Genomic DNA, 26689 nt, shown 5'->3' with positions numbered 1-26689 from the left:
AAAAATTGCAATGATGGAAGAAATTGCTGAACGTGAATCACGTGCATTTGATACTATGACTGGCGATACCATTTTTATCACACAACGTGATGGTGCTTTTTTTGCTTATCAGAACGTCTGTCCGCACTTACAAACTGAACTTGAGTTTTTAGAAAACCAATTTTTAGATCGTGATGGCGAATATATAGAATGCTCTACCCACGGCGCATTGTTCGATGTGGAAACGGGTGAATGTATTTCTGGCCCTTGTTTGGGCGATAAACTTGAAAAAGTGAATATTGAAGTACATTCGGATGGTGGAATTTACATCGTAGATGAATAAGCGATATTGATTTACATGTAATCAATAACTTGGATACTGCCATGCTGGAATTAATATTAAAAAGTGAACTAATGCCCTTTAATTTAAGTGTTTTGGCATTGTTTTTACTCAGCATGGCAGAAACCTTTGGTCACTATATTGGCTTACGCCCCAGCACATTCCTAAAAAAAGTTTCCCCTGAATGGTTACTAAACTCTCCACTGCTGCAAGTTAAATTTTCTAAAGTTCTCATTTTTGTGTTTCTCTTACTTAATTTTAGTTTTGCAGGTTATTTCCTTCAGCTTGTTGTCAATGCAACCAAACATGAATTACTCGCTTGGTACTATGTTGTTATACCTGCATTAGTCATTGCAATTTTCTTTACCGTATTTATGATTCACTGTTTGGATCAAGTGATTAAACCTAAAGTTAAAATCAATCAAGTCAATTTGTTAGGTCGACTTGCAACAGTATCTAGTGGCAACGCTCGTCCTGGATTTTCTGCTCAAGCACGAGTCCGAGATGAAAATGGACAACTACATTATGTACAGGTAGAGCCTGAATTTGGCGAATTAGAATTTCAATCACAAATTATCCTTATTCGCTTTAGAAAATCACATTACATAGCCAAGAAAATTTCAGCATCAAATCAATTATTTAGTTCTAAGTAATACTATATTTCGTAAAAATACTGTTTCCTATTGTATTCAAAATACATATCAAATTATTGATTTTAGATACTTAAATAAAAATTTATATTACTCTAACTTATTAAATATGAATTTCATTGCCGTAAAAAACGGACATGTTTGAGGATGAGCCATTGATAATTAAATATACGATTTTTTATTTCAATATTTTGTTCATTTGATACTTTATATTAAATCTCTTGTGAAATTAACCCAGCAACTACTATTAGGTTGCTTAACATAGCGAGTGTAAGATTAAAAGGCATATGACTAAACAATGGTTTCATCCATTTTAGGAATATAATCAATTTCAATCTAGCATTAAATTGCTTAGGTAATTTGTAGAAATAAGACCATAATTTTAACAATTTACTACATTCATAGGTTCGTAATTACCCTTATTTTCATTTGATTTTTCCCTTTTTAAATAGGCTGATATATGCCTTATTTCCAGTTAAAATCGACTTAACAATCACTCGGCTAAATGCAATTTTACGACTAAGCAAATTTTGATAATCCAACTATTTTTATACTACCTAATTCACGGTTTTATTCTTTGATCAGCGTCCCCCTTATTTAACTAAAAATAAGCTGCCACTTTCTACTTACTAAATCACTACTATGCGATATTTATGTAAATAATCATCCTCCTCAAGCTCATCATGCTGATTGAAATTCAATCACTTATTGTTTCTTATTTACACAGAGTTACGCAAATTTAAAGTGGTTTAAACCTGTTTTAAAAAAATATAGTATTTTATTTGTTTTAAAAATTTTGAAATAAAGCCTTTAAGGCGGACCATTTTTCGGTATTTATATATATTAAATTTACACAAATTTTAATTCAAACTATTTTAGTTGGTTTAAGTTAAATTAAACAATACCATTTTAGTTGGTTTTATTTTTATTAATTCAAAGCGTTTTAATCAACTTTAAAATGAATAAAATTCTGTTTATTTTTCAACTTGTTAAAATAATAACTGTTTGTTTTTATTAACATTAATAATATATTTTTATTTTAACCACAATACATGTTTATTTTATATAGAATTTTGTTTAATAATATAAATACATCTAAACAAAAGGCTTAAATCATGAGCTTAAAATCTAATGATTTAAATCATCGGCTCGTCAGAGAAATAACAATCATTTTAATAATTAAGATTGTTCTTTTAATCACGATTAAACATATCTGGTTTGATGCACCGACGATTCCTAAAGATTTTGATAACCAAGTTGCTGAGCGTATTGCTGGCAGTCCTTCCCCAATCAAGGAGACACGTTGATGATTTCTGAAAGCGTGGTCGATCTTTCGCGGTTCCAATTTGCAATGACCGCGATGTATCACTTTATATTTGTACCACTCACACTCGGTCTAGCTTTTATTCTTGCCATCATGGAAACCACTTATGTGATTTCGGGTAAAGAAATTTATAAGGACATGACTCAGTTCTGGGGCAAACTTTTTGGTATTAACTTTGCCTTAGGTGTAACCACTGGGCTGACAATGGAGTTCCAGTTCGGTACAAACTGGGCGTACTATTCTCACTATGTGGGTGATATTTTTGGTGCGCCACTTGCCATTGAAGGATTAATGGCGTTTTTCCTTGAATCAACTTTTATTGGTTTATTCTTTTTTGGCTGGGATCGCCTTTCTAAAATACAACATTTAGGTGTCACTTGGCTCGTTGCACTTGGCTCTAATTTATCGGCTTTGTGGATTTTAGTAGCCAATGGTTGGATGCAGAATCCTGTGGGTTCAGAGTTTAACTTTGAAACCATGCGTATGGAGCTTGTAGACTTTGGTGCACTTATTTTCAACCCTGTAGCACAAGTTAAATTCGTACATACAGTTTCTGCAGGTTATGTGACTGGTGCGATCTTCGTTTTAGCAATTTCCAGTTATTACTTACTAAAAAAACGTGATTTACCTTTTGCTCGCCGTTCATTCGCTATCGCTGCAATCTTTGGTCTAGCATCTACACTTTCTGTTATTTTACTGGGTGATGAATCTGGTTATGAACTGGGTGATGTTCAAAAAACTAAACTCGCTGCAATTGAATCTGAATGGGAAACTCACCCTGCGCCTGCTGCATTCACTTTATTTGGTATTCCGAACCAAGCAGAACAGCGTACTGACTATGCCATTAAAATCCCCTATGCAATGGGTATAATTGCAACTCGTTCTTTAGATAAAGAAGTGACTGGTCTAAAAGACTTGATGGTTCAACATGAAGTCCGTATCCGTAACGGTATGGTCGCTTATAGTGAACTTGAGAAACTACGTGCAGGTGATCGTTCTCCTGAACTCATGGCTTCTTTTAAAGAAAACCAAAAAGATTTAGGTTATGGCTTACTTCTTAAAAAATATACAGAAAATGTAACAGATGCTTCTGAAGCACATATCAAAGCGGCAACTAAAGATACTATTCCTAACGTATCTGCATTGTTCTTCTCTTTCCGTGCAATGGTCGGTTCTGGTTTCCTCATGCTTTTACTGTTTATCTTAGCAACCTATGCTGTGGCTAAACGTAATGCAGAAAATAAACCGTGGTTACTCAAGTTCGCATTATTTGCTTTACCTTTACCTTGGATTGCTGCACAAACGGGTTGGTATGTCGCTGAAGGTGGTCGTCAGCCATGGACAATTGGTGAAGTATTGCCGACACACTTATCTGCATCTAGCTTAAGTACGGGTGATGTATGGGGCTCAATCATTGCATTGGCAGTGTTCTATACCGTGTTACTGATTATTGAAATGTATTTAATGATCAAATTCTCACGCTTAGGGCCAAGTTCATTACATACAGGTAAATATCATTTCGAAAAACTTGAAGCAGCTCAAGCGAAAAATAACAATCAGGTTGAAGGAGCTCAATCATGATCGAATATGAACTTCTAAAAATCATCTGGTGGGTTCTGGTGGGTGTATTGCTCATTGGCTTTGCCCTAACAGATGGTTTCGACATGGGCTCAATGGCACTTATGCCATTTGTAGGTAAAACTGATAATGAGCGTCGTGCGGCAATCAATACCATTGCCCCACACTGGGAAGGTAACCAAGTTTGGTTCGTAACTGCTGGTGGTGCGTTATTTGCTGCTTGGCCAATGGTATATGCAATAGCATTCTCTGGTATGTACTGGGCACTCTTACTCGTCCTATTCGCGTTATTTCTGAGACCTGTAGGCTTCGACTACCGTTCTAAACTTCAAAATACCCAATGGCGTACGTCATGGGACTGGGGGTTATGTATTGGTGGTGCTGTACCTGCATTGGTATTCGGTGTTGCATTTGGCAATATGTTCTTAGGTGTTCCGTTTGTTCTAGATGAAACCGTTCGTTCAACCTACACTGGCAGCTTCTTCGCTCTACTCAATCCATTTTCATTGGTCTGCGGTATCGTCAGTTTGTCCATGCTTTGTGCACACGGTGGCGCATGGTTAATGCTTCGCACAGATGGCGTATTACGCGAACGCTCTGCAAAAGCTACACAACTGATGGGTATCATATTTCTAGTCTGCTTCTTAGGTGCTGGCGCTTGGTTATATTTTGGCAATATCGAAGGTTATACCTTAGCTCAGCCTTTTGATACCAACGGTGTTGCTAACCCATTAGCCAAAGAAGTTTTGACTACGGGTAACCGCGGCTGGATGAATAACTACACAATCTATCCGCTTACAATGCTTGCGCCTATTTCTGCTATTTTAGGTGGCATCATCATTGTATTGGCTGCTGGGAAAAATAAAGCGGGATGGAGTTTTACTGGTTCTACACTTGCAGTCACTGGGGCAATTTTAACAGCTGGCTTTGCACTGTTCCCATTCCTCATGCCATCAAGTATTGACCCAACAGTTAGTTTAACAATGTGGGATGCCGTTTCTAGTAAAAATACGCTTACCGTCATGACTGTTGTTGCTGCAATCTTTGTTCCACTCATTTTGATCTACACCGCTTGGTGCTACTACAAAATGTGGGGCGTGATAACCAACAAACACATTCAAGACAATTCGCACAGCCTATACTAGGGCTGTGTCTAAGCAAATAGGAGAATATTATGTGGTATTTCGCTTGGATTCTTGGGGTTTTGATGGCGTGTTTTGCTGGTGTTTTAAGCGCGCTATATATTGAGCATCATCAAGATTTAGATGAGGAATAAGTCATGGCAGAAATCGCACTGACAGCAAAAGAAAAGAAGCCTAATAAGTTTGCAATGGCAATTTCATTTTTGATGGCATTGCCACTTGCAGCGGTACTATTAATTCACCCAGGAGCAATGCTCGATGCCAATGGTCACTACAACCATAATGTATTGATGATGGTCATGATTGGCATTTCTGGTGGCTTTGTACACGGTGTAGGTTTTCTGCCACATTTTTGGGTTTGGAAATGGTTATTTAGTCCTATTGTTGCATGGCCACTCATGCTTCTAGGCTACTACACTTGGTTCTTCACCTGATTTGATTTTTCCATAAAAGCTCTGAATATTCAGGGCTTTTTATTGAAGCTTAAAATATAATCACCCATAAAACAGCTATATATTTTATGCTCTATGATGTCCAACACGACTCAAATTTAATTAAAATCAACTTTTCGCATTTCAACTAAATGTAAATCTACGATTGGCTTTCCTACATTCGCATCTAGCGGATAATCATCCATCACACCTGTCTGCACATAGCCACGGCGTTCATAATAGGCAATCAATTCAGATCGCACACTCAACACCCACATCACTAAAGTAGTGATGTTTTTATAATCGGTTATTACAACCCACTCTGCGTATTCTAAAACTATCTTTCCTAAACCTTGATTTTGAAAATGCGGAGCAATACAAAAAGTCCCGATTTCAACTTCTGAATCATGAAATGTCAGTCCAATACACGCCACCACTTCATTTTGCAATTCAGCAACAAATAATTGAAAATTGTCCTGTGCTAAAGCATTTCGCAATTGTTGAGCATTGATCCTAGCTCCCGAAACGATATCTGCTTCACTTGTCCAACTCTGACCTTGTTGCAAACGATATGCAGAATTGATCAACTCGACCAAGTTAGAAATATCTGATTTTTGCGAGCTTCTAAATTTGATTGGATTATTTAGCATATTTTTTTTACATAAGTTCATGGTGAATAAAACCAGTTCATTAGTCATTAAGAGTACATTAAAATTAATCAATAAACCGTTCCATAAAGTATCAAACTTAAACCAAACGACCAGATAACAGTTAGACTCATTACAGCGATATAGACCAATCACGCTTCAAAATTATCAATATTTTCTTTTTATTCTGAGATATGATCATTCAAACTTGTAGCACAAAAAAAGACCATTGATATGGTCTTAAATAAACAGCATATTGAAAATTCATAAATCACTGATCTGCTAACCAACTCATAAATTTTTGACGTTCTGCTTTAGATGCCTTTTGCCAAATCTGAATTAACTGTTGATCTGTTGAGTTTATATTGACAGAAGTCTTTTGCATTACAGAAGTTACGACTGGTGCTGTATTCATATTTGCATAAGTGTTATTTGAATAAACAGCAGCAGGCTGATTTACAGGTGCTTGCTTTCTTGATGTTAAATCAATTGCTTTACCAAATATGCCAGAACCCAACCAAGGCTTCGCTTCTGTATTTGCACCCATTTGCTGAACGATCAGTTGGTTATTTTTGTCATAAATTGCAATGATTGGCTGCTCAGCATATTTCTTTGCATCTTCAAAGCTTTTGGGTGCATTCACCAAAGCAACTTTATAAGACTGACCATCTTTCAAATCTGGCGCTGTAACTGTCACTACACCAGACTTAACGATATCGTGCTCACCACTCATATGTTCAAAAAATTGATGATAACGCACACTGATTGCGACTTGACCTGCATCAACCTTATATTCATTTTGTTTACGAATTAAACCAGAATTTACTTCTTGATCATTCACAGCTAAAACGACGATTTCTTCTGGCACAGATAAAGTGACTGCTGCAAAAACTGACCCGCTTAGCATTAAACCTAATGCAGCAATTCCATATTTAAATATCATCGTGTTCTACTCTTTGTCAAAAAACTGTAAAATTTAAAGCACTATGCAATTTAGTCATGACAATTTTATGACAAAGAAAGAATAATCACGGAATGATCAAATCACTTGAATATTTTTTCTAAAAAAAAGAGCGCCTAAGCGCTCTCCATCCACATTTAAACCATTAGTTAAATGTTTTGAAACGCACTGCATCATCAATAAATGTTTTTTCGCCAGCAGGTGCTTCAACTGAACCAAATACCAATTGTGCACGAAGTTTCCAATCTGCAGGTACACCAAATACTTCTGCAACTTGGTCATCTACAATTGGGTTGTAATGCTGTAATGATGCGCCAATACCCGCTTCTGACAAAGCAGTCCAAGTTGCAAACTGAGCAATCCCTGTAGAATGTTCTGCCCAAACTGGGAAATTATCTGCATACAATGCGAATTGTTCTTGTAAATTTTTAATCACGCTCATGTCTTCATAAAACAATACAGTACCGGCACCTGCAATGAAGCTATTGATTTTAGCGCTTGTACCTTCAAATGCTGCTTCTGGAACAATTTTACGTAAAGTTTCTAAAACTATTGTCCAAAATTTAACGTGTGATTCACCAAATAGAATCACTGCGCGAGACGATTGCGAGTTAAAAGAAGATGGGCTATGTTTGATCGCTTCTTTAATGATCTCTTCAATTTTCGCTTGTTCTAAGCTTACATCTTTACCAATTGCATAAATTGTACGGCGTTGTTTGATTTGATTTAAAAATGACATGATATGAATCCTTTTTTTGACCTTTTGGTCATGTTCTTTAAGATGTTCACAGTGTAGGTGATCTTTTTGATTTACGTCAGTCTTAAAACAATAACAAAGTGTTTCATTTTTGGAACAATAATGTTTTTTTGAACCATTAAAGATTGATTATTGCGTCAAACTGATTTCTAGAATAATGACAGAACAACCACAACAAACTGATTTAAAACAAAATATTTAAATAAACTATAAATAACAAGGTTATGCTTTAAGAAAAAACCTTAAATAAAATACTATCATCTAATTGTGACTTCAACTCTAAATTTTCTACAATTGCACCAAAAACCAATTGTGCTTTGAGTTGCCAATTTTTTGGAAGCTGTAATTGTTCAGTGGTTGCCAAATTAATAGAAGGATTATAATGATGAATGGATGCACCTAAACCTGTACTGGCAATCGCTGTCCAAACTGCGTATTGCACCATACCCGAAGTTTGCTCTGACCAAAGTTGCAACTCATCGGCTTGCAAAGGTTTACGTTTTTGTAAATCATGAATCACATCCTGATCTTCAAAAAATAGGACTGTTCCAAAAGCAGTAGCACAACGATTTACTTTATGACCAACACTTTCCCGAATTGTTTCTGCAACAGCATAATATTGAACGTCTTTAACCATTTGCCAAAACTGCGCATGAGAATCCTCTAGTAAAATAACGATTCTGGCACTTTGGGAATTAAGTGCCGAAGGGCAACAACGTGCAGCATCTTTAATTAATTGTGTTAAATATTCAGGGCTTATACTAACACGATTACTCAACTCATAATGACTGCGACGTTTCTTCATTTCGTCAATAAATACATAGGTTTTTTGCTCGATATCTTTCTTTTTAAATAATAATTCTTTTGAAATTTCCGTATTGAGAACTTGTCCTATTTTTGATAAAAGTGCCATATATTTCCCCAAACTCAACGATAAATAAAACCATATAAATAGTATGTCATTTTAATACCTAAATCTTTTTAATACTTATATCTCATTATTTTTATGATGGTTTTTAAGACATACAGTATTATGCCCAAACATTTATTGCATGAATAGGCTTCAAATTATCTTTATGGCTTCTTTTGAAAATAATACACGCTCATTTTTTAAATTTAAAACCCGTTTATTTTCCATACATAATGGATGTATTAATGTCATGCGCTAAGAATATCCAATACTAAACATATAAAAAAACTCCGCACTTTGCGGAGTCATTTTTCATTCAAAATAAATTTGAATTATTTATCTGTTTCAAATAATGCAGCTACAAATGATTTTGCAGAGAATGGACGAAGATCATCAATTTTCTCACCAACACCAATAAAACGAATCGGCACATGTGTACGGCTTGCGATATTAAATAACACGCCACCTTTTGCAGTTCCGTCTAATTTAGTAATGGTTAAACCAGTCAAACCGACCGCCTCATCAAACATTTCAACTTGGTTAATGGCATTTTGACCCGTTCCTGCATCGACAACTAACATCACTTCATGTGGTGCTGTCGCATCAATTTTTTGCATTACACGTTTAATTTTAGTCAATTCTGACATCAAGTGGCCTTTGTTATGCAAACGCCCTGCTGTATCTGCGATCAGGACATCTATACCTTTTGCACGCGCACTTTCAAATGCATCAAAGATGACAGAAGCACTATCCGCACCATTCCCTTGTGCGACAACAGCAACATTATTACGCTCGCCCCAAATTTGAAGTTGTTCAGTGGCTGCTGCACGGAAAGTATCACCTGCCGCAAGCATGACTTTTTTACCTTCGCCTTGTAAGCGTTTGGCTAATTTACCAATGGTTGTGGTCTTACCCACACCATTAACACCAACAACCAAAATCACAAATGGACTCTTATTAGGGTCTATGTGTAACGGTTTTACTCTTGGTGCAAGTAAAGCAACCAACTCTTCCTGTAATGCTTTATACAGTGAATGTGAATAAATCAAATCACCGCGCGCAGTACGCTCAGTTAAGTTGGTAATAATGGTTTTTGTTGCTTCGACACCAATATCTGCAACTAAAAGTTGTTCTTCAACCTCTTCGAGTAACTCATCGTCAATTTCCTTACCACCGATCAAAATATTGACCATACCATCAGCAAGGTTTTTACGAGACTTGGTTAAACCTTCCTTCATACGACTAAAAAAGCCACCTTGAGCTTTATCTTCAGTCACCTCTGCTGAATCTGTAGTACTAACAATATCTACAGATTTAACAGGAGAAGTTTCTACTTTATTATTTTCAATAATAGGCACATTGACGGCTGGTAGACTAGGTAAAGTGACATCATCATCCCCGATATCCGCATCAATCAAGAATTTATTTTGCTGTTCTTGCATGCCGATTCCTTGAAAAGCATAGCGTTAAAAAAGAATGAGTTTAGCATAAATAACGATATTTTTTAGCGTTAAAGCCCTTAAAACATAGAGAAACAAAACACAACATGAAAGACTTGCTTTAAATAACTCATTTTTTAAAAACAATTGCATGAATCATATTGCATTAAAACAACAAGATTGTGATCCTGAGATTAAAGTCGTGATAAAAAGGAGACGTTTAAGGATGGATGATAATTCTTTTTTAGCATCCGTTGTAGATGAGCTGTCGCAGCAACCCATTTTATAAATAAAAACAACGATCAGACATTGGCTTTAGTATGAATCGTGAATAGATTGAGAACTCATTTTAATTGGAATCTGCTGAATCTACAGCAGGATAGTTTTTCACATGACTACTCTCAAAATCATAAGCACGTGACATACGCAAGTATTCGACAAATTTAATATGCTCTTGCTGAGATAATTGTTCTGCAATTCGTTGTGTTTTTGGAAAAGCAGCTTGAGTAGAATAATTCACAACTTTTTTATATTGTTCAGGATTAATTGGTCTATACAATGCAAATGTTGCTAAAATAATAATGATGGCAACCATTGCGATAACCATAAAATTTAAAACTTTCTCCACAGGAAAAAAACTATAAACTTTGTGAAAATAATTTTTTAATTTACGCATGAACTACCTCTAATTATCAGTAGTTTAATCATCCTTCACTGAAAAATATAGCGCTTTCTTAGCTAGATTGATTGTCATGACAAATACATTTAGCTTTAATTCAAATAAAGTCATAAAAAGATGCTCATTTATCACAATTCCTGATTAAGTCTAAATTTTGATTGAAGCACATAACCAAAAATTTTAAATGTGAAATAATTTGAGAACTCTAAAAATTCATTCGATCATAAAAACCCTATTCAAACATATCATTCAAATAAGGTTTTATGTGCAATCAAGAATACAGAAACTAGATATAAGCTTTTGTTAATACTTAGCTTATAAAATATCTCATTAAATACGGTTAATGGATAATTGCTCGAAGGAATGCAAAATAAAGAATAATCGCAATAATCAACAACGCCAAACTTACAGCAAAAATACTCAATCCTCCTTCTGCATGTGCAGGATGTAAATCATCATCATCTGCAAGACGCATTAACTCACCGTCATATACCCGATAAAACCCTTCCTTTTGCTTTGGATTCAAATCTCTGGTATAATCATAAACTCGTTTGCGTTGTGCTAAACAATAATCACCAAGATGTATTTCTTGATGATATATTGCTTCGTCCAACTGTTTACGATGATACTGAGCTAATTCAACTATTTGAGATTCAGCCGGAGGTATGTCAAAAGTAAAACCATCTATTGTGTTCGTCATGTTGCCTCTCCCTTTGTCATAATTCTCATATTGATTTTAATAAATATTATTTCTGATTATTGTTTAATCATGTAATCTTATGTTCGTCAAGTATCTATTTGAAATTTACTTGACAAGTGAAGCATTTTGTAATATTACTTTAATAAAGTTAAGTTAGATTAGTTAAGTATAAGCTCCGTTGGGGAGCTGTGTTAGTTAAAAGATCATAATTACAATAAGGAGTTATATATGATTCATCAAATTACTCACCAAGACTTAGAGCATGTTTATGCTAACGCTGTAAATACGATTCAATGTGAAATGAACTTTGTAAACGCGGTACAAGCATTAGAAGATGCAGCTAAAGCTGGACATGGTAAAGCAGCAATGTTTCTTGCAGAACTTTATTATCAAGGGTTCCGTGTAGAACGAGATTCATCTAAAGCCCAATACTGGGAAAAGCTGGCAACTTTACAAGCCTAATCAAACGTCACCTCGGTGGCGTTTTTTAATGCCTGAATTTGAGTAAAATATTTAATTTAACATTTTAATAAATGCTTACGATTAAACATAAAGCATCAACAGTTTTTATCGTAGCTTCCGTTATAATAATCAACGCACTAGATACGATTGTATATCATGAAAAAGTATATTCATCTGCCACCAATCTCTAAAGAATTATTTCTTAAAGTTACTGTTTTAAAATCTTTAATGTACTGCGGAGTATTATGGGGTTTATACCAACAAGGTTGGGCTATAAAATCAGACCAAAATGAAGTCTTTTTTCCTTTTTGGCTCAATTCGGTTCAAGCTTTAGAATATGCAAAGGTTCACTGGCCACACTACACACCGCGTCAGATCACACCGAAAGATTTTGAAGAATCTTTGTTACCTACATTGAAACGATTAAATATAAAACCCGCTTTATTTAATTCTTCTTCTCGAAAATTCAAGCTCTCAACCAGTCAAATGCACCATTTTTTCTTTCACAATCACATTCAATTTCAAACGATATAGGTAAATTTTGCTCTAGAGTTTATTTTTAAAATAACTGTGAAAATAAAACATTATATTTTATGACTGCAAAGTATTTGCAAAGTTTAAAAATACAGTTAATTTAGAAGATGCAGTATAAGCACCTTTGCATAGGAAGAATAATTATGACGACAGTCGCACAAGTGATTCAAGATAAGTTAGGTCAAGAAATATATACCATTGCTCCAACTGCCACAGTATTAGAAGCGATTACGCTTATGGCAAATAAAGGCATTGGCGCTGTAGTGGTTACAGAAGACTCTAAAGTCGTCGGAATTTTGTCTGAGCGAGACTATACCCGTAAAATTGCACTCATGCAGCGTACTTCAGACCACACAACTGTTGCCGAAATTATGACGTCTAAAGTGATCTCGGTAACAACCAGTCATACTGTGGCAGATTGTTTAAGTCTCATGACCGACGGTCATCTACGCCACCTACCTGTTATAGAAGCTGACGCACTCATTGGTTTTGTGTCTATTGGTGATTTAGTGAAAGCCACAATGGAAGATCAACGTAAACTGATTGAACAGTTACAACAATATATTTCTGGTTAATTTTATCAAAAAATAATTCGATTTAAAAAGCTGCAAATAAAACCCTCTTTTTAGAGGGTTTTATTACTCTTAGATATGCATCTTGAAACGCTGACTAAATTTTTAGATCTTAGAAACTAGACACTGAAATAATCCTTAGATTTAATTTAAGCCTAATTTATTAGCAACATAATCAGCATCTTTATCGCCACGACCAGAAAGATTCACAACAATTTTTGTTTCTTTCGAGAGTTTTGGCGCTTCACGAATCGCCCAAGCCACAGCATGAGAACTCTCCAAAGCAGGAACAATGCCTTCAACACGTGACAAGGTCATAAAAGCATCTAAACATTCTTGGTCAGATGCGGTTGAATATTCAACACGACCCAAATCTTTTAAGAAACTGTGCTGCGGTCCCACACCAGGATAATCCAAGCCAGAAGCAATCGAATGCACAGGTAAAGGCTCGCCATTTTCATCTTCAAGCACATAACACGCCATACCATGAATCTGGCTTGGCTTGCCTAAAGTTAAAGTTGCAGAATGCATATCTGTATCTAAACCATGACCTGCCGGCTCAACACCAACCAACTTTACATCTGCTTCATTTAAAAATGCCGTGAATGCACCCATTGCATTTGAGCCACCACCAACACATGCAACAATATAGTCAGGATTTTGACCAAAACGATCATGGGTTTGAACTTTTATTTCATCTCCAATAATAGATTGGAAGTCACGTACCATCATCGGAAATGGATGCGGACCAACCACAGAACCAATGGCATAAATAAAGTTTTTAGGATCTTTCAAATATTCATCAAAAGCGCTATCTACAGCATCTTTTAAGGTTGCAGTACCTTGCGTTACCGCAACAAGTTTTGCACCTAAAATTTTCATTTTCACAACATTTGGATGTTCTTTTTCAATATCCACTTGCCCCATATGAATTTCACATGGAATACCGACCAAAGCACATGCCGTTGCCAAAGCCACACCATGTTGCCCTGCACCAGTTTCTGCAATTACTTTACATTTACCCATGTATTTAGCAAGTAAAGCTTCACCCAAACAATGGTTAATTTTATGTGCGCCGGTATGGTTTAGATCTTCACGTTTAAGATAGATTTGTGCACCACCCAAGCGATCCGAAAGGCGTTTCGCATGAAATAATGGACTTGGGCGACCAACATAGTTAGCAAATAAATCAGCAAGTTCATTTTGAAATTCAGTTGTCTTACGAATTTCTTCATAAGCCGCATTAATCTCATCCATCGCTTCTTTTAAATGTGGCGGAATAAATTGACCACCGTATTCACCGAAAAAACCGTCTTTATTCGGTAAAGCTACTCCGTTAATTTGATGATCCATTTTATTCCCTTATTTTAAAAAATTGCAGCGTATCGTCCTAAAATATGAATTCAACGCTGCTTTAAATACACTTTTATTAGTTCCGATAAATACAACTATCGTGACAAATACTTCGTCATATCTTCAATGCCTTTTAAACTCATTGGAAACATATGATCATCAAATATTTGCTTAATCTGTGCAATAGTTTGGGTATAGTGCCAATAGCTTTGCTCTTCTGGGTTCAACCAAGCTGTTTTTTCAAAATGATTGCGTAAACGACGTAACCAAACATCGCCAGCCTCATCATTCATATACTCTACAGAACCACCTGCAGATTTCAGCTCATAAGGTGCCATACTTGCATCACCCACCACAATTACACGATAGTCTTTACCATAAGTATTGAACAAATCCCATGTATTCATTTTAGAGGATGAACGACGATGATTATCTTTCCATACATAGTCATATAAACAGTTATGGAAATAAAAATATTCTAAAGTTTTAAACTCTGTTTTTGCTGCACTAAATAATTTTTCACACTGGGCAATGTGAGAATCCATTGATCCACCAACATCAAACAACATCAATACTTTAATACGGTTACGACGTTCAGGCACCATCTGCACATCCAAAATGCCTTGTTTCGCAGTTTCGTAAATCGTACTGTTAATATCTAATTCTTCAGCAGCACCTTGGCGTGCAAACTTACGCAAACGACGTAACGCCATTTGCATTTGACGAGTACCTAAAATCTGATCATCATCCAAATTTTGATACTTTCGTTGTTCCCAAACTTTAACTGCTGAATTTTTACGACTTGGCCCACCAATACGCACACCTTCTGGATGATCCCCAAATGCGCCAAATGGTGATGTTCCACCCGTGCCGACCATCCGGTTACCACCTTGATGTTTTTTATGCTGTTCGCGTAAACGCTCTTCCAACATTTTCATCAATTCTTCAAGTGAACCTGCTTTCATTAATTCAGCACGTTGCTCTGGTGTCAGGTGTTTTTCCAGTAATTCTAAATCAAACCAATCTTTGGGAAGTTTCTGAACTTTATTGAGCAGATCATCAATATCAAAAGTATGAATACCTTCAAAATAATCTTTCATGGCACGGTCAAACTTATCAAAGAATCTTTCATCTTTGACCATAACCGTTTTCACCAGTTGATAGAAATCTTCCTGATCTGCAAAAACTAAACCCTCACCAATCGCCCGATTTAGATCAATCAGTTCACGAGTCGAAACAGGTACGCCATATTTGCGCAGGGTATAAAATAATCGCACAAACATGGCGATCTCCCTATTAACGACGTGACATAAAGGCTAAACGCTCAAGCAACTGCACATCTTGTTCATTCTTAATCAATGCACCATATAAAGGTGGAATTGCTTTAGATTTATCATGATTACGTAAAACATCTTCAGGCATATCATCTGCCATCAATAAGCTTAACCAATCAATCAGTTCTGAGGTTGATGGTGGTTTCTTCAAACCAGGAACTTGGCGTAATTTAAAGAAAACCTGCAAAGCTTCTGAAACCAAAGTACCTGAAATATGGGGGAAATGAACAGCGATAATTTCACGCATGGTCGCCTCATCAGGGAAGTCAATATAATGGAAGAAGCAACGACGCAAAAATGCATCTGGAAGTTCTTTTTCATTATTAGACGTAATAATTACAATTGGACGTTGTGTTGCGGTAATCGTTTCACCAGTCTCATAGACATAGAACGACATTTTATCTAATTCATGCAACAAATCGTTTGGAAATTCGATATCTGCTTTGTCGATTTCATCAATAAGCAATACACAACGTTCTTCGCTGGTAAACGCATCCCACAATTTGCCCGGTTTGATGTAGTTTTTAATATCATAAACACGATCATCTCCGAGCTGGCTATCACGTAAGCGTGAAACCGCATCATACTCATACAAACCTTGCTGTGCTTTGGTTGTAGACTTGATATGCCATGTAATGAGTTTAAGACCTAAGCTTTCTGCAACTTGCTCTGCAAGCAGAGTTTTACCTGTACCCGGCTCACCTTTAATGAGCAATGGTTTTTGCAATGCACGAGCTGCTTTTACAGCCAGTTTCAAACTATCAGTCGCAATATACTGTTCAGTACCTGTGAATTGTTGAGAATCGACAGACATAACTAACCTTTATTTTTTATTTAAAGTGGTGAAATATTTTTTGCTACAGTGCTTTGTTGCATATTTTTATTGGCTTTGTACTTAGACCAAAAGAAACCTGCAATTAAGCCAATACCAATAACAAAGGCAATCAATGCAAGGTTTGACCAAATTAATGGTGTATCTTTGGTTAAAATACCAAATAACAATCCGAATACTGCGGGCGCAACCTCGGAGTTAGGTCCTTCAGAAATTGTTGGGGTTGCAATAACTGCAAATACAATAATCCATGTAATACCGCCAAGTGGTGATGGTAAGCGTTTTGCTATGCCATACCAACACCCTAAAATTAAGAGTGTCCCAAGAATATAGACTGAAATCGCAATATTATCTTCTGGGATAGAATCTAATAGATCTAGGAAATTTGTCCACATCCCTGTTAACTGTTCAAGCACCACGTAGTCCCTCTGGTTCTACCGCATTCGGATTGATTAAACCTTCTGGCGGCATTTGCATAAAGAAGCCTTTTGTATTTAGTGAATCTAAAACATGCAACACATTTACACGTGCTAACTTTTTAGATTCACTTAGTTCTAGATGCATAACATGCGTTGCACGTCCGAATGCGATACGTAAAGGTTCAGACAGAACACTTAGTGGGTCATCATTTTCGTCTTGATTCGGATGATTTGGGCGAGCCACATAAAGATATAATTCATCTTTTTTGCTCGATTTATAAATATCACAATGCATTTTAAACAACAGCTTCAATAAAACTCATGTCACAGCTTACATGAAAAAAACGACGGATACATTAACTAAAATTAACGCATCAGTCGTTATTTAAGACTAATTGGCAACTATTTGATCAATCATCAATCGAAGGTTTTATTAGATCAATAAAGCTTAAAAATGATTCGAGCAATGAAGACTAGTCATTCACTTTCATTTGCGTACTGAGATATTGGACATCACCATTCAATAAACGAATTAACGGTTGAGTCAATAATTCATAACGCCAACCCAATAAATAGCGAGGTAGATCTTTTTCATCACCATGAAAAACCACATGATGATATAAAGCATTCAACCATTTTTTACGCATTAACACCTCTTTAGGCACTTGAGTTTCAAGGGCAACTTGGTCAATCAATTGATCCACTTCAAGTGTTACACCTTGAGAAGAATGCTTAATTGGGCGTGCGATGCGTAAAGGCCACTCATCGACTTCAGGTAAAAATTTAAGTAGATCTAAAATCGTTTTACCATGTTCACGCACAATATTCGGTCTAATGCCTTTAACTTGCGATAACTGAAAATTATTTTTAGGATTAACCTCGACCAAATCCACCATTGTGGCACTTTTTAAAATAAAGCTGCGAGGCTGATTCAACGCTTTAACCATTTCTTCACGCCAAACACTCAATTGTTGCAGCTGCATCAGTTGTATACGTGAATGACGATAATTACCAACATCGCTATATAGTTTTTCTTTGGGTGTTTCTAAAGCAATCTCAAAAGTTAAGTTTTGACAATCTTCTAATACTTGCTGATAGAGTTGCTTGCTGATTAGTTCTGATTTTATTTTTTCAGCCAAATTCATAATATATAAAACATCATTGGCTGCATAATTCATTTGCTCATCAGACAAGGGACGTGCTAACCAATCTGATCGAGTTTGGCCTTTATCAATATCAATATCCAATATCAATTTCAATGCACTTTGATAGCTGACTTGTAAACCATGACCTAGAAATGAAAGTGCCACTTGCGTATCAAAAACATTGTCTAAGTGCTTTTTATCCGCATAATGATAAATCAGATCAATATCTTCTCCACAAGCATGAAATATATTTTGTTGAGCTTGAAAAAGTTGCGTCCAAAAACACTGGAAATCCAAGCTTGCACCATCAAGTAAAAAGACTTGATCTTTAACATTTACTTGAAACACACCGAGTTTAGGCCATAGTGTATCGACTTTTATAAATTCGGTATCTAAACCGTAAGTCGACGCCTGTTGCATCAATGTGAGAACATTTTCGAGTTCAGCTTGCGTATTAATAAATCGGAACATGTCAGTTTGAGTCAAAATGTTACATTCAAATGAAATTTTATTTTACCTTAATATATAAAATTTAAATATAACAATTTTAAACATATCCTCCATAAATACCTTATTTTTCATATAATTTTATAAAATCTCATTCATTTATAAATAGCTTTTACAACTTAATCCTTCATTTTTTAGAAAAAATAATAAATTTCAAGTCAATTAAACTAAACCTATTTTAAATTTTACCTAAAAAACTATATTGATTGTATGCATATTTGTATAAAAAAGGATTTGTTCATTCTTTATAAATGAATCACAAAATTGTAATTACAATTATAAAGATCAACAAACCCTTCCTTTAGAACTTTTAAACTTATTTCATTCGCATACGATTGTGCACAGCTTGACTTAAAGTATGACTATCGACATATTCCAACTCACCGCCTTGCGGTACACCTTGAGCAATACGCGTCATCTGCAATGATAAATGCTTGGTCGCTTCTACCAGATAGTGCGCTGTTGCTTGCCCTTCTACAGTCGCATTGGTGGCGAGTATAACTTCGCTCACATTACCATTGCTTAATCGCTGAACAAGATAAGGAATACCGATTTCTTCAGGACCAATTCCATCTAAAGGCGATAAATGTCCGCCCAGAACATGGTATTTCCCTCTAAAACTGCCACTCTGCTCAATTGCCATAACATCTGCTGGAGATTCAACCACACACAGTAATTGTTCATCACGATCACTGGAACAGCAGATATCGCAAATTTCATTTTCAGTTAAAGAATGACAAAGACTACATTCATGAATATAAGAAGTGGCTTCATTTAACGCATGCGCTAAGCCAATCGCCCCTTCTTTATTTTTCATGATCAGATGCAATGCCATACGTTGAGCCGATTTTGGCCCAACGCTTGGTAAAATTCGTAAGGCTTGTACAAGCTGATCAAAACGGTCGCTAAACACCTATCAATCCTTAAAACATACCTGCTAAACCAGGTGGTAATCCCATACCTGAGTTCGCTTCTTTCATTCTTGCTTCTGTAACAACTTCCGCTTGGCGCGCAGCATCATTCATTGCAGCAGCGATCAAGTCTTCAATCATGTCTGCATCATCTTGTAAAAGATCAGGACTGATTTCAATACGTTTTACCACATTACGACAAGTCATTGTCACTTTTACCAAGCCACCACCAGCTTCAGCATGAACTTCAGTTTGAGCAAGTTCTTCTTTGGCCTTTTTGACATTGCCTTCCATGTCTTTTTGCATGCGCTGTGCTTGTTGCATAAGCATATTGATGTTCATAAAACTCTCCGAACAAAATCTTAATTTACAAATCAAAAAGTGAATTTGAATTAGATCTAAGTTAAATAGGTTAATCGAAAATATTGTAATCTAGGTTTAAAACAAAAACGAATTAAACCGAGTTCAAATTTTAAATATTTGCTGTAGCAGTAGACTAAACGATTAAATTAAGTCTAAACCACGTGAAAGATCACCAATAATATCGTCTACTTCTTCCAAACCAACAGACAAACGAATTAAACCTTCACAAATACCCGCTGCTGCTTTCACTTCTGCAGAAAGTTTACCATGAGTCGTTGTCGCAGGATGAGTAATGGTCGATTTCGCATCACCCAAGTTACCTGTAATCGAAATAAATTGCGTATTATCGATCACTTTCCATGCGCCTTCTCGTTCGCCTTTTACTTCAAAAGACACGATTCCGCTAAAGCCAGTTTGTTGTTTTACCGCCAATTCATGTCCGATATGATCTTTTAAGCCTGCAAAATAAACTTTTTCAACTTTCGGATGAATCGCCAACCATTCTGCAATTTTTTGTGCACTTTCAGAATGTGCTTTCATACGTAAACGTAAAGTTTCTAGACCTTTTAAGAATATCCAAGCATTGAATGGACTCATTGAAGGACCTGTGGTACGCACATAACCAAACACATCTTCAAGCAATGTGTGATTACCGACTACAGCGCCACCCAATGCACGCCCTTGTCCATCTAAATATTTAGTTGCTGAATAAATCACAAGGTCAGCACCAAACTTCAAGGGTTGTTGCAAAATTGGCGTACAAAAACTGTTATCAATTGCCAAGAGTGCGCCATTCGCATGTGCCAAATCTGCAAGTGCTTGAATATCCGAAACTTCCGACAATGGGTTCGATGGTGACTCTACAAAAAGCAATTTGGTTTCAGGACGAACCGCAGCCGCCCATGCACCTAAATCTGTCAAATCGACAAAATCGACAGTAACACCAAATTTAGCAATGTATTTTTCAAACAAAGCAACCGTTGAACCAAATACAGCGCGTGAGCAGATCACATGATCACCCACTTTTAAATACGACATAGCCACTGCCATAATCGCTGCCATACCAGAACTTGTCGCCACAGCACGCTCAGCACCTTCCAAAGCCGCTAGACGTTTTTCAAACATCGCCACAGTAGGATTGGTAAAACGTGAGTAAATATTACCAGGCTCAGCACCTGAAAACTTTGCTGCTGCTTCTGCTGCATTCTCATAAACAAAAGATGAAGTTAGAAAAATCGGCTCACTATGCTCGCCTTCAAAACTACGTATATGACCTGTACGAATGGCTAAAGTATCAAGTTGGTATTCGATGTCGTCGTGCTGGCTCATTTCAACTACTCAGTCCTAAAACTGCCTTTGTAAAATATTGCCAACATTTTGAGCGTCCTATGTATTTAAGGTCAAGGTATAATCTGAAATTATCGCTTACACTTGGCTTATTCTGCACAAAAATGCGACAAAATTACATATGGCACGAGTTATGACGAAATTCCAAGATCGAAAATCAAAGCTAAAAAATCTAACAACCCGTATTTTCAATGGTAAGTCATTGGTTTTATCTCAAAGTACGCCTTATGAAATTATTGCGGAGCATAATCAAACTAAAGTTCGATTCTATGCAGCAGCAGAAAAAAAATTTAAAGAACCTTTGGTTTTTACCGCCCCTCTTGCGATCAATATGGCGATCTACGATTTGTATCCATATCGCTCATTGGTTAAATATTTTTCAGAGCAAGGTTTTGACGTCTATCTTATAGACTGGGGCAAACTCAACTATAGCGATCGTTTTCTTAATTTTCTTAATTTTGTTGATGAATCGATCCCATTCTGTATTGATAAAATTCGAGAACATGCTAAAAGTGATCAAATCTCATTACATGGATGGAGTATGGCAGGTATTTTTGTCTTACTTTACACTGCATTTAAACAACCCAATTATGTCAAAAATTTAATTGTGTTAGCCAGTCCAATTGATAGTTATGCTTCAGGTGGTATCGGTAAATTATATAAAAAAATTAATAACTTAATCATTAAAAGCCCAAAACTAAAAAACACTTTGTACAAAGGTGGATTACCTAAAAATCTAATTCATACAACAGGACTCATGAATGCAATAGGCTTTAAAGTACTCGACCCGAAAGGTTGGTATGAAGGTCATAAGCAATTATTACTCAATTTAGACGATAAAGAACTGCTTCATGAACACGCTACACTCGGAAACTTTCTCAATCATATGGTTGATTATCCAGGCGGCGTAAACCAAGACATGCTGTTCAATGTCTGGCTTCAAAACCCATTAAAAAATGGTTCAATTCAATTGAGTAATCATAAAATTGAATTAAAAAATATTAATTGTTCTATGATGATTGGAGCAGGAAAAGGTGATCAAATGGTTACTGCCGACTCAGTTAAGCCTTTAAGCGAATTGACAAATAGCCAAGATGTCACGTTTACTCTCATACCTGGGGGACATTTGGGTTTAATGTCCAGTCAAAAAAGTGCAGATGAATTTTGGCCGACACTTGCTCAATGGTTAGAACTTAGGTCGACAAAAATATAAAGTTTTAAAGGAAAGTTATGAATACTACAGTTGCATTTATTGGTTTAGGCGCAATGGGCTATCGTATGGCAGCGCATTTACCCAAGCATTTCGATACTGTTTATGTATGGAATCGAAATTTTGAAAAAGCCAAACAACATGCAACTGAATATAAAACTCAAGCGGTTGAATTAGAACAAGCCGTACAAGCAGACATTATTTTTTCATGCTTGCCGACCAGTAAAGATGTAGAAGAATTGATTCAAACAGTCACGATTAAATCAGGTGCTATTTGGATTGACTGTACCAGTGGAGTACCTGAATCTGCACAAAAACTTGCCTTAGAACTCGCTCTAAAAAATGTACAATTTTTAGATGCTCCTGTCAGCGGTCAAACCATTGGGGCTGAAAATGCAACATTAACCTTCATGGTTGGCGGTTCACAAACAGCATTCCAAATTGCTTTACCTGCAATGCAAGCAATGGGTAAACTGATCAAATTGGTCGGGCAATCTGGTGCAGGCTTTGCGGTAAAAGCTGTAAATAATATGATGATGGCTGTTCATTTATGTGCTGCTGCGGAAGGATTTACCACACTCAAAGCACATGGCGTAAATTTAAATGAAGCGCTAGATTGTATTAATGCTTCGAGTGGTAAAAGTGGCGTTACAGAGTCCGTGCTACCACAACGCGTTTTTAATCGCAGTTTCCCACTCACATTTGCATTGCCATTATTGGCTAAAGATACAGGTATTGCGGTAGATTTAATTCGTCAAGCCAAACTTTCCGCACCTGTCATTGGTTTAACACAAAGCTTGATTCAAAATGCAAGTAACCTCGCGGAACCAAACAGTGATTTTTCGACAGCTGTAAAAATGTACGAATCATGGAGTAAAATTACATTAGACTAATTTTTAGTCATTGAATAAACACAACTAAACCTTATAATCAAATAAAGTGACAAACCAATTTGTCAAATTTGAGGTCTTCACATGAATAAATATTTAATTGCAATGCTTTCGACTTTATCAATGTTCGTAGGTGTACACGCTTTTGCCGATGACAATGCGCAGCAATGCAAAAAATTGCAAGATGAATACAATGTCATCTATGCATCTAAAGGATTCTGTTTTAAAGATCCTGAAGCTAAAGCACTGTATGGTAATGACAATTGCAACACAACCAAGCCGAAATTTAATGAGAAAGAACAGCAAAAACTTGACACGATCAAGGAACGTCAGAAAGAATTGAATTGTAAATAATAACATTTACGCATTAAAGGAAATAATCATGGCTTATGATGATCAGAACATTTTTGCTCGAATTTTACGTGGAGAACTTCCTGCCATTAAAGTTTATGAAGATGATCAAGTTCTAGCATTTATGGATATCATGCCACAAGCCGATGGACACACACTGGTTATCCCCAAATCACCTGCACTCACCCTGCTCGATCTAGATCCAGAAGTAGCCGCATACACTATCAAAATCGTTCAGAAAATTGCTCAAGCAATCGAAAAAGGATTAGATGCTAATGGTATTGTTCTTATGCAACTTTCTGGTGCTGCTGCAGGTCAAACTGTTCCGCATGTTCACTTCCATCTGATTCCAAGCTCTATACACGAATTAGGAAAACATGCTTTGCAAATGGGTGACCAAGAAAAAATCAAAGCTTTTGCAGAAAAAATCAAAGCAGAACTGACTTAATTTAGATTCATTATTTTACAGAATGAGGCTTTTATAGCCTCATTTTTTTCGTCTGAATTTTCAAATTATCTTAGGTCATTAAACTGTCATTTATTCTTCACTTATTTGTAACAAAGTTTTCAGATACTGCATGCAAGTTGGTAAGCAATGAATAACTCAGAACTTACTGGATAAAAAAAGCAACGGCAACATGCCAATTGAACTTGTTTTGGAGAAATCTCAATGAAAAAAGTGCTACTCGCTGCAGCAATCGCCACCCTTAGCTTAAACGCAGCTCAAGCAGCGCCAACATTGTATGGTAAGCTCAATGTAACCTTAGATCAAATTGACAAAAATGGCTTTAAAGATGAAAGCGTAACTAAAGTCAATTCAAATGCTTCACGTATTGGTGTTAAAGGTGAAGAAAAATTAACTGATAAATTATCTGCTGTTTATTTAGCAGAATGGCAAGTCAATACAGATGGTGATGGTACAGATTTGGGTATGCGTAACCGTTTTATTGGTATTAAATCAGATGGTATTGCAACTTTAAAAATTGGACAATTTGATTCATATTTCAAAACAGCCGCAGGAAATAACCAAGATATTTTCAATGATCACAATGAACTTGATATGACAGCAGTTGTAGCTGGTGAAGATCGTCTGAAAAATGTCATTGGTTTTGAAACTGATAAAAAATTACTTGCTGGTTTAGCTTTTAACATCATGTTCCAACAAGGTGAAGAATCATCTGCTTTAAAAAATGATGCTAAAGGTCAAAAAGGTAGCCGTGATAGTTTTGGTGATGGTATTTCAACCTCGCTTACTTATGACAATAAAGACTATGGTTTAGCGGCTGCTGTGGCAGGTAATTTCGGTGTTGCTTCTAAATATAACGCTTATAGCTCTGAATTAGGTGGTAATACAATCTACTCTGATGCTGTACGTGTTACTGGCTCTTTAGATTTAAAACCAGCTGGTCTTGATGGTTTAGTGCTTGGTGCTTTATGGCAAACAGCTAAACCAACGGATGATACCGTTACAACCACATCTGGCACACCTGCTACCGTTACAGCATTTAAAGGTTTAAAGGAAAATGCTTACGGTGTAACCGCAGCATATGTAATTCCATCTACGCCAGTTAAATTGAAAGCTGAATATATTTCATCAACGACTGAACTAAATGGTCGTGATGATCGTAAACAGGACCTGTACGGTATAGGTGCAGACTACAACATTAATAAACAAGCTCGATTCTATGGCGTTGTTGGTCAGCAAAAACGTGATTGGCTTGTTAAAGATGACAAAAAGACTGTCATCGGTTTAGGCATGGAATATAACTTTTAATCTAATACCTTTATAAAAAACGGCAAGTTCACTTGCCGTTTTATTTTTAAAATTTATCAATTTTTAATCATCTACATAGGTTTAAAGCACTTATTTGAGTAGCAAATACAACAGTATAAAGCTAGCTATAGCTCTATTCGCTTAGGGTCTGTTGACATTTCATAGTGGCAACCATATCTATATATGCCAATGCAACTACTCCAGTATAATTCCTTTTTAGTTTATCAAACCGTGTAGCTATATCTCTAAAATGTTTCAATCTAGCAAATAAATTTTCAACTAAATTTCTGATTTTATACGAATACCAATCCATATGATCATTGTTAGATTTAATGTTTCCTTTTCTAAGAATATTCGCTTGATTGAGTATCAGTTTTTCGGTGGTGTTTGAAAAAGTATACTGATCATATTTCACTCATAGTGTAAATATCAAAAACGTTGAAAATACAGTGAATTTATTTTATTGAGAGATTGAACCAGCATACAATTCAAAACTCCACCAATAATTTAATCACTTTATCTTTATTTTAACATGAGATATTTGAAAGAATTTTTAAATTTTAATTCTTCTATTCGATCTTTTAGCTTCTGTGCTTACTTTTCTTATCACCTACACATGTCCAAAACTCACCTACTTCCAAACCCTTATAATGTAATTGCTTTGGAATAAGCTCATAATTTGATTCTGTTAAAGTTTTCAATATCTTGCCAATGCTCAACTTCATGATCTTTGAAAGGTCCCGAATTCCGCAACATCAGGCAAGCATAAATAAAATCAATTTGATTACATTTGAATGACATCCTAAATACGTCAGATTATGATAACTAATAAACTCTGCTACATTCTTTACAACGGTAATTTTGCTTACCACCGCGCTTGATATCTTTATACTTGTACCTTGGCACCGAGGACAATGAAGTTCGATTTCAATTTTCAAACATTTAAATACAACCGAATTGTCCCTTGGTCCTTCTATTTATTCGCAGCATACAATTTAAATTTCATTCATTTGTGTTTTATTTTGTTATTTTATAAAATATTATGCGCAATAAAAAACACCCCCTCTGCGTTAGCGGAGGGGGTGTTTAAATTTAAAAGCTGGCGATGACTTACTCTCACATGGGTAACCCCACACTACCATCAGCGC

31 protein-coding genes and 1 pseudogene are annotated in these 26689 nt (G+C 36.1%); 15 read left to right on the top strand and 17 right to left on the bottom strand.

Annotated elements, in window-relative coordinates:
- Nucleotides 1-10 precede the first annotated feature (10 nt).
- The 7 genes from ACG94X_RS01850 to ACG94X_RS01820 all read left to right on the top strand — a co-directional run bounded on the left by ACG94X_RS01850 (nt 11) and on the right by ACG94X_RS01820 (nt 5447).
- Nucleotides 11-322, top strand: coding sequence for a Rieske (2Fe-2S) protein (locus ACG94X_RS01850; RefSeq protein WP_419382306.1), 312 nt, complete (start codon nt 11-13; stop codon nt 320-322).
- A 41-nt stretch (nt 323-363) separates the two neighbouring features.
- Nucleotides 364-972, top strand: a complete 609-nt coding sequence (locus tag ACG94X_RS01845; RefSeq protein ID WP_419382035.1) for an OB-fold-containig protein — start codon at nt 364-366, stop codon at nt 970-972.
- A 1112-nt stretch (nt 973-2084) separates the two neighbouring features.
- Nucleotides 2085-2276 (top strand): cytochrome oxidase putative small subunit CydP, encoded by a 192-nt coding sequence (cydP, locus tag ACG94X_RS01840; RefSeq protein ID WP_419382034.1) that lies wholly within the window; start codon nt 2085-2087, stop codon nt 2274-2276.
- Nucleotides 2276-3874, top strand: a complete 1599-nt coding sequence (locus tag ACG94X_RS01835; protein WP_419382033.1) for a cytochrome ubiquinol oxidase subunit I — start codon at nt 2276-2278, stop codon at nt 3872-3874. Before cydP ends, ACG94X_RS01835 begins: the two co-directional genes overlap by 1 nt.
- The gene (cydB, locus tag ACG94X_RS01830) at nt 3871-5016 is read left to right on the top strand and encodes a cytochrome d ubiquinol oxidase subunit II (protein WP_419382032.1); all 1146 of its coding nucleotides are present in this window, start codon (nt 3871-3873) and stop codon (nt 5014-5016) included. The genes ACG94X_RS01835 and cydB overlap by 4 nt, the downstream gene beginning before the upstream one ends.
- A 29-nt stretch (nt 5017-5045) precedes the next feature.
- Nucleotides 5046-5147: a cytochrome bd-I oxidase subunit CydX gene (gene cydX / locus ACG94X_RS01825; RefSeq protein ID WP_004653762.1), complete on the top strand. Its 102-nt coding sequence runs from the start codon at nt 5046-5048 to the stop codon at nt 5145-5147.
- A 3-nt stretch (nt 5148-5150) separates the two neighbouring features.
- Complete coding sequence (locus ACG94X_RS01820) at nt 5151-5447, top strand: cyd operon YbgE family protein (protein WP_419382031.1); 297 nt, start codon at nt 5151-5153, stop codon at nt 5445-5447.
- A 116-nt stretch (nt 5448-5563) separates the two neighbouring features.
- On the opposite strand, the gene ACG94X_RS01815 is transcribed toward ACG94X_RS01820, so the two are convergent.
- From ACG94X_RS01815 to ACG94X_RS01785, 7 genes are all read right to left on the bottom strand, one after another.
- Nucleotides 5564-6094 carry a GNAT family N-acetyltransferase gene (locus ACG94X_RS01815; RefSeq protein WP_419382305.1) on the bottom strand — a complete coding sequence of 177 codons (531 nt, stop codon included), beginning with the start codon at nt 6092-6094 and terminating at the stop codon, nt 5564-5566.
- 268 nt (nt 6095-6362) lie between these two features.
- Nucleotides 6363-7034 carry a YccT family protein gene (locus tag ACG94X_RS01810; protein ID WP_419382030.1) on the bottom strand — a complete coding sequence of 224 codons (672 nt, stop codon included), beginning with the start codon at nt 7032-7034 and terminating at the stop codon, nt 6363-6365.
- Nucleotides 7035-7197: 163 nt separating this feature from the next.
- Nucleotides 7198-7791 carry a nitroreductase family protein gene (locus ACG94X_RS01805; protein WP_419382029.1) on the bottom strand — a complete coding sequence of 198 codons (594 nt, stop codon included), beginning with the start codon at nt 7789-7791 and terminating at the stop codon, nt 7198-7200.
- Between the two features lie 247 nt (nt 7792-8038).
- Nucleotides 8039-8722 carry a nitroreductase family protein gene (locus ACG94X_RS01800; RefSeq protein ID WP_419382028.1) on the bottom strand — a complete coding sequence of 228 codons (684 nt, stop codon included), beginning with the start codon at nt 8720-8722 and terminating at the stop codon, nt 8039-8041.
- 329 nt (nt 8723-9051) lie between these two features.
- Nucleotides 9052-10161 carry a signal recognition particle-docking protein FtsY gene (gene ftsY, locus ACG94X_RS01795; RefSeq protein ID WP_419382027.1) on the bottom strand — a complete coding sequence of 370 codons (1110 nt, stop codon included), beginning with the start codon at nt 10159-10161 and terminating at the stop codon, nt 9052-9054.
- A gap of 346 nt (nt 10162-10507) precedes the next feature.
- Complete coding sequence (locus ACG94X_RS01790; RefSeq protein ID WP_419382026.1) at nt 10508-10834, bottom strand: hypothetical protein; 327 nt, start codon at nt 10832-10834, stop codon at nt 10508-10510.
- Nucleotides 10835-11177: 343 nt separating this feature from the next.
- Nucleotides 11178-11537 (bottom strand): hypothetical protein, encoded by a 360-nt coding sequence (locus tag ACG94X_RS01785; protein WP_419382025.1) that lies wholly within the window; start codon nt 11535-11537, stop codon nt 11178-11180.
- 228 nt (nt 11538-11765) lie between these two features.
- Between ACG94X_RS01785 and ACG94X_RS01780 the strand changes: the two genes are divergently transcribed.
- The 3 genes from ACG94X_RS01780 (at nt 11766) to ACG94X_RS01770 (ending at nt 13108) form a co-directional block, all read left to right on the top strand.
- Complete coding sequence (locus tag ACG94X_RS01780) at nt 11766-11999, top strand: hypothetical protein (RefSeq protein WP_419382024.1); 234 nt, start codon at nt 11766-11768, stop codon at nt 11997-11999.
- 156 nt (nt 12000-12155) lie between these two features.
- Nucleotides 12156-12533, top strand: a complete 378-nt coding sequence (locus ACG94X_RS01775; protein ID WP_419382023.1) for a DUF2750 domain-containing protein — start codon at nt 12156-12158, stop codon at nt 12531-12533.
- A 143-nt stretch (nt 12534-12676) separates the two neighbouring features.
- On the top strand, nt 12677-13108 hold the full coding sequence (locus ACG94X_RS01770; protein WP_419382022.1) for a CBS domain-containing protein: 432 nt from the start codon (nt 12677-12679) through the stop codon (nt 13106-13108).
- 141 nt (nt 13109-13249) lie between these two features.
- Here ACG94X_RS01770 and trpB read toward each other — a convergent pair whose 3' ends face one another.
- From trpB to ACG94X_RS01725, 9 genes are all read right to left on the bottom strand, one after another.
- The gene (gene trpB, locus ACG94X_RS01765; RefSeq protein WP_419382021.1) at nt 13250-14458 is read right to left on the bottom strand and encodes a tryptophan synthase subunit beta; all 1209 of its coding nucleotides are present in this window, start codon (nt 14456-14458) and stop codon (nt 13250-13252) included.
- A gap of 95 nt (nt 14459-14553) precedes the next feature.
- Complete coding sequence (locus tag ACG94X_RS01760; RefSeq protein ID WP_419382020.1) at nt 14554-15741, bottom strand: vWA domain-containing protein; 1188 nt, start codon at nt 15739-15741, stop codon at nt 14554-14556.
- Nucleotides 15742-15754: 13 nt separating this feature from the next.
- Nucleotides 15755-16606 (bottom strand): AAA family ATPase, encoded by an 852-nt coding sequence (locus ACG94X_RS01755; RefSeq protein WP_419382019.1) that lies wholly within the window; start codon nt 16604-16606, stop codon nt 15755-15757.
- 20 nt (nt 16607-16626) lie between these two features.
- Nucleotides 16627-17040: a hypothetical protein gene (locus tag ACG94X_RS01750; protein ID WP_419382018.1), complete on the bottom strand. Its 414-nt coding sequence runs from the start codon at nt 17038-17040 to the stop codon at nt 16627-16629.
- On the bottom strand, nt 17033-17338 hold the full coding sequence (locus tag ACG94X_RS01745; RefSeq protein WP_419382017.1) for a YcgL domain-containing protein: 306 nt from the start codon (nt 17336-17338) through the stop codon (nt 17033-17035). The genes ACG94X_RS01750 and ACG94X_RS01745 overlap by 8 nt, the downstream gene beginning before the upstream one ends.
- 178 nt (nt 17339-17516) lie before the next feature.
- A complete protein-coding gene (locus ACG94X_RS01740; protein ID WP_419382016.1) occupies nt 17517-18659 on the bottom strand; it encodes a ribonuclease D in 1143 nt (380 codons plus the stop codon).
- 352 nt (nt 18660-19011) lie between these two features.
- A complete protein-coding gene (gene recR / locus ACG94X_RS01735; protein ID WP_419382015.1) occupies nt 19012-19608 on the bottom strand; it encodes a recombination mediator RecR in 597 nt (198 codons plus the stop codon).
- Between the two features lie 10 nt (nt 19609-19618).
- Nucleotides 19619-19948 (bottom strand): YbaB/EbfC family nucleoid-associated protein, encoded by a 330-nt coding sequence (locus ACG94X_RS01730; RefSeq protein ID WP_419382014.1) that lies wholly within the window; start codon nt 19946-19948, stop codon nt 19619-19621.
- A gap of 162 nt (nt 19949-20110) precedes the next feature.
- Nucleotides 20111-21298: an O-succinylhomoserine sulfhydrylase gene (locus ACG94X_RS01725; RefSeq protein WP_419382013.1), complete on the bottom strand. Its 1188-nt coding sequence runs from the start codon at nt 21296-21298 to the stop codon at nt 20111-20113.
- A 139-nt stretch (nt 21299-21437) separates the two neighbouring features.
- Between ACG94X_RS01725 and ACG94X_RS01720 the strand changes: the two genes are divergently transcribed.
- The 5 genes from ACG94X_RS01720 to ACG94X_RS01700 all read left to right on the top strand — a co-directional run bounded on the left by ACG94X_RS01720 (nt 21438) and on the right by ACG94X_RS01700 (nt 25541).
- Entirely contained in the window at nt 21438-22529 is a 1092-nt protein-coding gene (locus tag ACG94X_RS01720; protein WP_419382012.1) for an alpha/beta fold hydrolase, read from the top strand.
- A gap of 17 nt (nt 22530-22546) precedes the next feature.
- Nucleotides 22547-23419 carry an NAD(P)-dependent oxidoreductase gene (locus tag ACG94X_RS01715; protein WP_419382011.1) on the top strand — a complete coding sequence of 291 codons (873 nt, stop codon included), beginning with the start codon at nt 22547-22549 and terminating at the stop codon, nt 23417-23419.
- 102 nt (nt 23420-23521) lie between these two features.
- A complete protein-coding gene (locus ACG94X_RS01710) occupies nt 23522-23770 on the top strand; it encodes a YARHG domain-containing protein (protein WP_419382304.1) in 249 nt (82 codons plus the stop codon).
- A gap of 28 nt (nt 23771-23798) precedes the next feature.
- Complete coding sequence (locus tag ACG94X_RS01705) at nt 23799-24215, top strand: HIT family protein (RefSeq protein WP_419382010.1); 417 nt, start codon at nt 23799-23801, stop codon at nt 24213-24215.
- A 222-nt stretch (nt 24216-24437) separates the two neighbouring features.
- Entirely contained in the window at nt 24438-25541 is a 1104-nt protein-coding gene (locus tag ACG94X_RS01700; protein ID WP_419382009.1) for a porin, read from the top strand.
- A gap of 159 nt (nt 25542-25700) precedes the next feature.
- Here ACG94X_RS01700 and ACG94X_RS01695 read toward each other — a convergent pair.
- A pseudogene (locus ACG94X_RS01695) lies at nt 25701-25902 on the bottom strand (IS5/IS1182 family transposase); the annotation flags it as partial.
- Nucleotides 25903-26689 lie beyond the last annotated feature (787 nt).

Source organism: Acinetobacter psychrotolerans (genome assembly GCF_048552595.1).
Lineage (GTDB): Bacteria > Pseudomonadota > Gammaproteobacteria > Pseudomonadales > Moraxellaceae > Acinetobacter.
The sequence above is the reverse complement of the archived record's forward strand: the minus strand, read 5'-3'. Positions and strand labels throughout refer to the sequence as shown.